The following is an 8,451-nucleotide window of genomic DNA, read 5'->3' on the forward strand; positions in this document are numbered from 1 at the left end:
AGCCGGCTCCCAAGCCACGCCCCCCGCCACAGCCCCAGCCCCCAAGCCGCTGGCCTGCCCCCCAACCGCCCTGCGCCCCGTATCCCTCCTCATCTCCCTCGGCTGACCCCAGCAAAGCACCCGCCGAGGCCGCGTGGCGGCGGCTGTCCACAGCGGAGGTGGGAAGTACGACCGGGGTCCGGCAGCTGTGGACAGGTTTCCCGGGCGCCTCTGCGGACCTGGCAGCATGGCGGGGTGACAGCAGCAACGGACTCCTCTCTTTTCCCGCAGGTGCCGGACTCGGCCGACGCGGTGCTCGAAGGGCTCGACCCCGAGCAGCGCGAGGTCGCGACGGCTCTGCACGGTCCGGTGTGTGTGCTGGCCGGTGCCGGCACGGGCAAGACCCGCGCGATCACCCACCGGATCGCGTACGGCGTGCGCGCCGGGATTCTGCAGCCCGCGAGTGTGCTCGCTGTCACGTTCACGGCCCGGGCGGCGGGCGAGATGCGCGGCCGGCTGCGGCAGCTCGGTGCCGGCGGGGTCCAGGCCAGGACGTTTCACTCCGCCGCCCTGCGGCAGTTGCAGTTCTTCTGGCCGAAGGCCGTCGGCGGCGAGGTCCCGCGGCTGCTGGAGCGCAAGATCCAGGTGGTCGCCGATGCCGCCGCCCGCTGCCGCATCCGGCTGGACCGCAATGAGCTGCGCGATGTCACCGCCGAGATCGAATGGTCCAAGGTCACCCAGACCGTGCCGGCCGACTATCCGGCCGCGGTCGTCAAGGCCGGCCGTGAGGCCCCTCGTGACCCGGCGGAGATCGGGCAGATCTACGGCACGTACGAGGAGCTCAAGCGGGAACGGGGCAGCATCGACTTCGAGGACGTGCTGCTGCTCACGGTCGGCGTGCTGCAGGACCGGCACGACATCGCCGAGCAGGTCCGTGCGCAGTATCAGCACTTCGTCGTGGACGAGTACCAGGACGTCAGCCCGCTCCAGCAGCGGCTGCTGGAACTGTGGCTGGGAGACCGCGACCACCTCTGTGTGGTCGGCGACGCCAGCCAGACGATCTACAGCTTCACCGGCGCCACCCCCGACCACCTCCTCAACTTCCGTACCCGTCATCCGCAGGCGACGGTCGTCAAGCTCGTCCGTGACTACCGCTCCACCCCCCAGGTCGTGCATCTCGCCAATGGTCTGCTCTCCCAGGCCAAGGGCCGCGCCGCCGAGCACCGCCTGGAGCTGGTCTCGCAGCGCGAGGCGGGACCCGAGCCGGTGTACACGGAGTACGCCGACGAGCCCGCCGAGGCCGAGGGCACCGCCCGCCGGATCCGCGATCTGATCGCCTCCGGCGTGCCGGCCAGCGAGATCGCCGTGCTGTTCCGTGTCAATGCCCAGTCCGAGGTCTACGAGCAGGCGCTGGCCGATGTCGGTGTGCCGTATCAGCTGCGGGGGGCCGAGCGGTTCTTCGAGCGGCCGGAGGTGCGTGAGGCGGGCGTCAAGCTGCGGGGCGCTGCCCGCTTCGGCGGCAACGACGCGCTGCTCGACGACGCTCTGGACCTGCCGTCCGAGGTGCGGGCGGTGCTCAGCGACATGGGCTGGAGCAGCCGGCCGCCGGCCGGTTCGGGCGCGGTGCGGGACCGCTGGGAGTCGCTTGCGGCCCTGGTGCGGCTCGCCGAGGACTTCGCCCGGGCGCGGCCCGCCGCCACTCTCGCCGATCTGGTCGCCGAGCTGGACGAGCGGGCCAACGCCCAGCACGCCCCGACGGTCGAGGGGGTGACGCTGGCGTCCCTGCACGCGGCCAAGGGCCTGGAGTGGGATGCCGTCTTCCTGGTCGGCCTGACCGAGGGCATGATGCCGATCACCTATGCCAGGACCGAGGAGCAGATAGAGGAGGAGCGCCGGCTGCTGTATGTCGGCGTCACCCGCGCCCGGTTGCATCTGGGTCTGTCCTGGTCGCTGGCGCGCTCTCCCGGGGGGCGTGCCTCGCGCCGCGCCAGCCGGTTCCTCAACGGCCTGCGGCCCGGTTCGGGGGCGGTACCCGGCCGCCGCGCGCCGGGCGCGGTCTCCGGCGGCATCGAGCGCGGCGACGGGGTGGCGGCGGTGGCCCGGCGTCCCCGGCACCGCAGCCCGGCGCGCTGCCGGGTCTGCAACAGAACGCTGACGGACGCGGGCGAGATGAAGCTGATGCGGTGTGAGGACTGTCCCTCGGAGCTCGACGAGGCGCTCTACGAGCGGCTGTGCGGGTGGCGGGCCGAGCAGGCCGCGCTGCTCCGGCAGCCCGCCTACTGCATCTTCACCGACAAGACACTGATGGCGATTGCGGAGGCCGTTCCGGGAACCGAATCGGAGCTTGCGGCCATCTCAGGAGTGGGGCGGCGCAAGTTCGACCGCTTCGGCAGTGACGTGCTGGCAATCTGTGCCGGCGAGGAGCTCGTGGGAGCCTCGGAAGAGGCGTCCGAAGGACCCGCGGAAAACTCGTCGGAAAAATAGTTTGCGCGCGCGGAGCGCAGCCCCATAGCCTTCGGAAGCAACGGAGACAACGGTTTCTTCCGAGATCCGCTCGATCCGTGTTGTACTTGAACGCCCTGGAACGGGATTCCCGGTCCACCGAGACGCCGAGAGGAGGCGAGCCCAGTGATCAGCTTCATTGAGACCAACAAAATGACCGATCTCTCGGTCGTCGCCGCCTGCCCGCTCGGCTCCTCGCTCCCTGGCACCGGTCTGTCCGGCTTCGGCCGCCTGTCCGGTACCGAGGTCGCGCGCCCCGAGTCCCTCGCTGTGCTGACGCGCAGTGAGCGCACCGCGCGACCGACCGAGGCACCTGCGGTAGCAGCAGCGGCACCGGCGAATGCCTTTGCCTTCGCGGCGGCCAACGGTGCCGAATCCCGGAAGCAGTACCAGACGCATGACATGTGGGCCCACCGCGGGCTCGAACCCTGGAGAGATCCAGCCTGATCGGCGCGATCAGGTCGGCACCTTCCAGGGCCGCGGAACCCACACCGGGATCCGCGGCCCTTTTGTTTGCCCAAGCGCCCGCCACCAGCCGGGCCGAACAGACGAGGAACACACCACCGTGCAACTCCAGACGCACACCCCGTCCGTAGCGACCGACCTGATCCCTCCGCCCGACCCTCAGGAGAACTCCTTGCTTCCCCTCACCGAGCTCGACGACGAGATCGACCGCCTCGGCGCCGCTGTTCCGTGCCGTACCTACGACCCGGAGGTCTTCTTCGCGGAGTCCCCGGCCGACGTCGAGTACGCCAAGACCCTGTGCCAGACCTGTCCCGTCCGTGAGGCCTGCCTCGCCGGCGCCAAGGACCGGCGTGAGCCGTGGGGCGTCTGGGGTGGCGAGCTCTTCGTCCAGGGCGTCGTCGTGCCGCGGAAGCGGCCGCGTGGCCGTCCGCGCAAGAACCCGGTTTCGGCATGAACGCCCTCGGTACAGGAACGATCGACCATCCCCTCACCCGGGATCCCCAGAAGCAGGACCTCACGATGAACCCCTCTCTCACCGACACCCCCGTCCCCGTGAACGTCGACGCGATCGAGTCGCGTCAGAACAGGAACCTCGCCATGCAACTCATCCCAGAAGCCCTGGCTCGTGCCCATATGCACGAACGCCTGCGGGAGGCCGAATCAGAACGCCGGGCCCATCGGCTCGCCGCCGCGCGGCGTATGCAGCGGCGCGCCGAGCGCGCGTCGCTCCGTGCCCGCCGTGCGCTGGCCATGGCCGTGATGCAGTAAGGCAGTAGGGCGCTGCGCTGCGCTGCTATCGCCCGCCACGGGGTCCGTCCGACAGGGCGGGCCCCGTGGTGCGTGGGATCCCGCTTGCCGTGGTGGACGGGGATATCGTCGGACGGTGGACCAGAGCACGCATGAACAGGCGGGGTCGGCGGACGGGAACACGGTGTGTGCCGGCTGCGGCGCGATCGCCGAGGGCACCCCGCCGACCTGGACGCTCTCCGTCGAGAACGGTGAGCGCCGCTACTACTGCGACACCTGCGCGCGGACGAACCTCCGTGCCATCGAGGGGCGCCTGGATTCGAGCTGGTGGTGAGGCCGGGCGTGTTCACCGGGGCAGTGGCCCCGGGGTAGGCACACCCCGGGCCCGCCCGGCCGCTCCCGCCGCCGGGCGGGCCGTCCCCTCCCGCATGCCGGAGCGGGCGGCCGCCCCGGCATGCGGGCTCAGGCCGTGGTCTCTTCGACGGCCTCCTTGCCGAGGTCCGCACCGATGCCCGTGCCGGCCTCCGCACCGATGCGCGTGCCGCCCTCCGCGCCGAGGACGGTGCCGGCCTCGGTGAGGTCCGGGCCGGGCGGCTCTTCCTCGGGTACGAAGCCGGGCAGCCAGGCCTCGAGTTCGTCGCGCAGCCGTACGACCGCCCCCAGTTGGCACAGCACCCCGATCGTGCTCAGGGTGACCCGGTGGATCAACAGGTAGGCGGGCGGCAGATTGAGCTGCTTGCCCAACTGATGGGCGGGGGAGCGCGGATCGCCGACCCGGGCCGCCTGATGGCGCATCCAGCTCCGGGTGAAGGTGAACTCTTCGGCCAGCGCCGGTTCGATGATCGGCAGCAGATACTCCAGTACCGCGTCCGGATCCAGCTCGATGGACTCCCTGACGAAGCCCTCCTCGCACAGCAACTGGTAGACGGCGTCCGCCTCGCCGTCGAGTGTCATCCGCAGCGAGGTGCCGATCGTCGGCGGCAGCCCGTCGGGCAGCCGGTCCACGGTGCCGAAGTCCAGCACCCCCAGCCGCCACTCCTCGACCGGGCTGTCCGGGCCGTCGGCCAGCAGCCGGAAGTTGCCCGGGTGCGGATCGGCGTGCAGCAGGCCCGTACGGGCGGGGCCGGAGAAGAGGAAGCGGGCCAGGAGCTGACCGGCCCGGTCCCGTTGTTCGTCCGTGCCGTCCGTGATCACCTCGGACAGTGGCAGCCCGTCCATCCACTCCGTCACCAGTACCTGGTCGCACTGGTGGACCACGGACGGCACCACCACGTCCGGGTCGTCGGCGAACTCCTCGGCGTGTGCCTGCTGGGCCTGAGCCTCCAGGGAGTAGTCCAGCTCCTCCGAGACCCGGTCGCGCAGCTCGGCGATCAGCGGTTTGACGTCCATGCCCGGGATCAGCGGGCCCAGCAGCCGGGCGAACCGGCTCAGCTGCGTCAGATCCGACAGCAGCGCCTGGCCCGCGCCCGGATACTGCACCTTGACGGCCACCTCGCGGCCGTCGTGCCACACCCCCCGGTGCACCTGCCCGATGGAGGCTGCCGCCGCCGGCTTGTCCTCGAACTCCTCGAACAGCTCTCGCCACTCCTCGCCGAGCTGCTCGGCCAGCACCGCATGCACCGCGCTCGTCGGCATCGGCGGTGCCGCCTCCTGAAGCTTGGTCAGGGCGGCGCGGTAGGGGCCGGCGATCTCCTCGGGCAGCGCCGATTCGAAGACGGACAGCGCCTGCCCGAACTTCATCGCCCCGCCCTTCAGCTCCCCGAGCACCTTGAAGAGCTGTTCGGCGGTGCGCTGTTGAAGCTCACGGCCGACGATCTCGGCGGATCTGCCGCCGATCCGCTTGCCCAGGCCCCAGGTGGCACGGCCGGCGAACCCCAGTGGCAGCGCGGCCAGCTTGGCGGTACGGGTGACCGCCTTGCGGGGAAGATCAGACATGCGCCCCTCCAACTCACACTGTCCCCCAACCGGGGTTACTCCGTCATTGTGGCGTGTCACGGCCGAGGATCCGAGGCGCCTGCCGCACACGGTGCAGCGGCAGCACCGCAGGCGCACTCCGGATGCGGCGCGATCGGCACCGTGCGCACCTCGGCACCCGGTGCGGCCAGTTCCCACCGCGCCCCTGTGCACGGCGGCAGTTCACCGTCGAGGAACGTCAGCGCCTGGATGGCGGCGACGCCCGCGACCGTCGTTGCCAACGCGGCATCACAGGCCGGCACCGCGGGTGCACCGCGTCCCGACCGCCACTGCGCGAGCAGCCGCGGCCAGGCCGGCTCCGCGTCCGTGCGGCGCAGCTCGTCGCAGCGGGCACAGGCCGAACCACCGGGCAGCACCAGCGGACCCACCACTCCCGTGCCCTCGATCACCCCCGCGTAAAGATGCGGGATTCCGGCAGTCAGCAGCGGCTCGGACAGCACGGGGTCGGGGGCGTACGCGCCGAGGCCGTCGCGCGGGGCCAGCACCACCAGGGACAGACCCGGCTCACCGGACTCGCTGACCGGGACCCGCGGGCGCGGCGTACGGCTCCAGGGGGAGGACTGGCGCACCAGCCGTTGCGCGGCGGCGTCCCGCCGCTCACCGATCCGCTCGGCCGACAGCCCGCCGGGCAGGACGTCCTCCGGCTGGACCGTGCCGCCGTCGAGCACTTCCACCCGGCCGATCCCCGAGGCCGAGAGCAGCGCCGCGATCGCGGCACCGACCCGGCCCGCCCCCTTGACCCTGGCCCGGACCGCCCTGCGTGCCCCCATCCGGCCCAGGGCGCCCGCGGGCTCCGGATGCCGCACCGAGAGGGAGGCCAGGTCGGGCCGCAGCTGTGCGAAGGCAGCCTGGTCGGCACGTACGGCCTCGGCTGCCGGGCCGCCCGCGGTGGGAGCCTCCAGCAGCCCGGCCGCGCCGAGGCGTTCCACCACGCCCCGTACGTGCTCCGGTGGGAGGTCCAGTAACGCGGCTTCCTCGGTCAGTTGCTGCATGGTGCGGGTGCCGTCGATCAGCGACAGGAAGCTGCCGGTCGCGGTGTCGACCGGGCCGACCACCTTCGCATGGGCCGGAGCCACGCCGAACCGCACCGTTTCCCTGTCCCGCCAGCCGCGCCGCAGCGCGGGCTTGAGCATCGGATGTGTCATATCCGCCCCCGTTCTTCGTCGTCCGGCCCCCAGCATGCGCCGTGCGGCGGATCGGTGCGGAAGTTATCCACAGGCGGTGGGCAGCAGTCGTACAAGCCGTGCACGCCATGGAGTGGTTCGGCGGCGAACCGACCGCGGGGCGGGACTTCCCGCAACGGCAGCGGGTAACGTCGGGCGCGTGCCCGCCGACCCTTCCGCTCACGGCTCAGGGGAGACACCTCTGCGCCGCGCCGCCGACACCTCGCGCCGGACTGCCCCGAATCCCACGGTCCATGCAGCGGGCACCAGTGCCGTCGAGGTGCGCCGCAGCTCACGACGGCGCAGAACGGTCTCCGCGTACCGCGAGGGCGACCGCACGGTCGTCCTGATTCCGGCCCGTATGTCCGAGGCCGAGGAGCGGCGATGGGTCACCGTCATGCTGGACAAGCTCGCCGCCCAGGAGAGCAAGCGGATGCTGGGCGACGGCGAGCTGGCCGCCCGCGCCGGGCGGCTGTCCGCCCAGTATCTGGACGGCCGGGCACGCCCGGCGTCGGTGCGCTGGGTGACCAATCAGAACACCCGCTGGGGCTCGTGCACGCCGGCAGAGGGCAGCATCCGCCTTTCGCACCGCCTCCAGGGCATGCCGGAGTACGTCATCGACTACGTCCTGCTGCACGAGCTCGCCCATCTGCTCGTCCCCGGTCACGGGCCCCGGTTCTGGAGCCTGCTGGATTCCTACCCCCGTACGGAACGGGCCCGCGGCTACCTCGAAGGGGTGGTCGCGGCCGACCGGCTGCCCCATCTGCCCGCCGCCCGCGGCGAATGAGCTCGCGGCGCCACGACCTCCGCCGTGCCCCGGCATCGCCCGTTGTCGGCGCCAGCGGATAGCCTGGCCGCGCAGATGAACTCACAGCGCGAGCGGGGGACGGGCGTTACGTATGGCCAGGGAATTCCAGCGCGGCCACAAGGCCAAAATCGGTGATTTCACGGCGGGAACGGATCTGTACGTCGGCGTGCAGATCGCCGGGCCCGGCCTGACCTTCGACATCAGCTGCTTCGGTCTGGACGCCGACGAGCGGCTCTCCGACGACCGGTACTTCATCTTCTTCAACCAGCCGAAGTCGCCCGAGGAGTCGATCCAGCTGCTCGGCGCGCAGGCCGGCGACAGCGAGTCCTTCCGGGTCACCCTCGACAAGATCCCGCCGCACATCCAGAAGCTCTCCTTCACCGCCGCACTCGACGGCGCGGGCCAGGTCTCCCAGATCGGCCCCGGCCACCTCCGGATCGTGGCCGGCGGCGAAGAGGTCGCCCGCTACTCCTTCACCGGCAGCGAGTTCAGCACCGAACGCGCCGTCATGCTCGGCGACTTCTACCTCAAGGACGTCTGGCGGTTCGCCGCCGTCGGCCAGGGCTTCGACGGCGGCCTGGAGGCGCTGCTGAAGAACTTCGGCGGCGAGGTCGCCGAGGAGGAGAGCGCGGCGCCCGAGCCGCCCGCGGCGGCACAGGGCGCGCCCGGCTTCGCGCCGCCGTCCGGGCCGCCCGCCCCCGCGCCGTCCTTTGGGGCGCCCGCCGCCGAGCCCGTACCGCAGCAGCCCGCGCCCGGTGCCGCGGTGCCCCCGGCCGCCCCGCAGCCCACCGCCCCGCAGGTGCACAGCGCGCC

The 8,451-nt window shown here is 71.8% G+C and carries 9 protein-coding genes; 7 read left to right on the forward strand and 2 right to left on the reverse strand.

The genetic code is table 11. The annotated features are described in order from the left end of the window. The first annotated feature begins 234 nt into the window (after positions 1-234). From EST54_RS32045 to EST54_RS32065, 5 genes are all read left to right on the forward strand, one after another. Entirely contained in the window at positions 235-2,463 is a 2,229-nt protein-coding gene (locus tag EST54_RS32045) for an ATP-dependent DNA helicase UvrD2 (protein ID WP_307825430.1), read from the forward strand. Positions 2,464-2,607: 144 nt separating this feature from the next. Then, positions 2,608-2,928, forward strand: a complete 321-nt coding sequence (locus EST54_RS32050) for a hypothetical protein (protein ID WP_129251200.1) — start codon at positions 2,608-2,610, stop codon at positions 2,926-2,928. 118 nt (positions 2,929-3,046) lie between these two features. Next, positions 3,047-3,400 carry a WhiB family transcriptional regulator gene (locus EST54_RS32055; protein WP_006603241.1) on the forward strand — a complete coding sequence of 118 codons (354 nt, stop codon included), beginning with the start codon at positions 3,047-3,049 and terminating at the stop codon, positions 3,398-3,400. Further along, positions 3,397-3,714 carry a hypothetical protein gene (locus EST54_RS32060; protein ID WP_129251201.1) on the forward strand — a complete coding sequence of 106 codons (318 nt, stop codon included), beginning with the start codon at positions 3,397-3,399 and terminating at the stop codon, positions 3,712-3,714. The genes EST54_RS32055 and EST54_RS32060 overlap by 4 nt, the downstream gene beginning before the upstream one ends. Positions 3,715-3,829: 115 nt before the next feature. Beyond that, positions 3,830-4,027 (forward strand): hypothetical protein, encoded by a 198-nt coding sequence (locus tag EST54_RS32065; RefSeq protein ID WP_129251202.1) that lies wholly within the window; start codon positions 3,830-3,832, stop codon positions 4,025-4,027. Positions 4,028-4,155: 128 nt separating this feature from the next. Here EST54_RS32065 and EST54_RS32070 read toward each other — a convergent pair whose 3' ends face one another. Both EST54_RS32070 and EST54_RS32075 read right to left on the reverse strand, forming a co-directional pair. After that, complete coding sequence (locus EST54_RS32070) at positions 4,156-5,628, reverse strand: ABC1 kinase family protein (protein WP_129251203.1); 1,473 nt, start codon at positions 5,626-5,628, stop codon at positions 4,156-4,158. A gap of 56 nt (positions 5,629-5,684) precedes the next feature. After that, entirely contained in the window at positions 5,685-6,812 is a 1,128-nt protein-coding gene (locus tag EST54_RS32075) for a ThiF family adenylyltransferase (RefSeq protein ID WP_129251204.1), read from the reverse strand. A gap of 178 nt (positions 6,813-6,990) precedes the next feature. Here EST54_RS32075 and EST54_RS32080 point away from each other — a divergent pair, with 178 nt between their 5' ends. Continuing rightward, positions 6,991-7,617: a M48 metallopeptidase family protein gene (locus tag EST54_RS32080; RefSeq protein WP_244942657.1), complete on the forward strand. Its 627-nt coding sequence runs from the start codon at positions 6,991-6,993 to the stop codon at positions 7,615-7,617. A gap of 112 nt (positions 7,618-7,729) precedes the next feature. After that, positions 7,730-8,451: TerD family protein (locus tag EST54_RS32085; RefSeq protein ID WP_135796913.1), on the forward strand; the 722-nt coding region annotated here is incomplete at its 3' end.

Source organism: Streptomyces sioyaensis (genome assembly GCF_004122735.1).
GTDB classification, from domain to species: Bacteria; Actinomycetota; Actinomycetes; order Streptomycetales; family Streptomycetaceae; genus Streptomyces; species Streptomyces sioyaensis.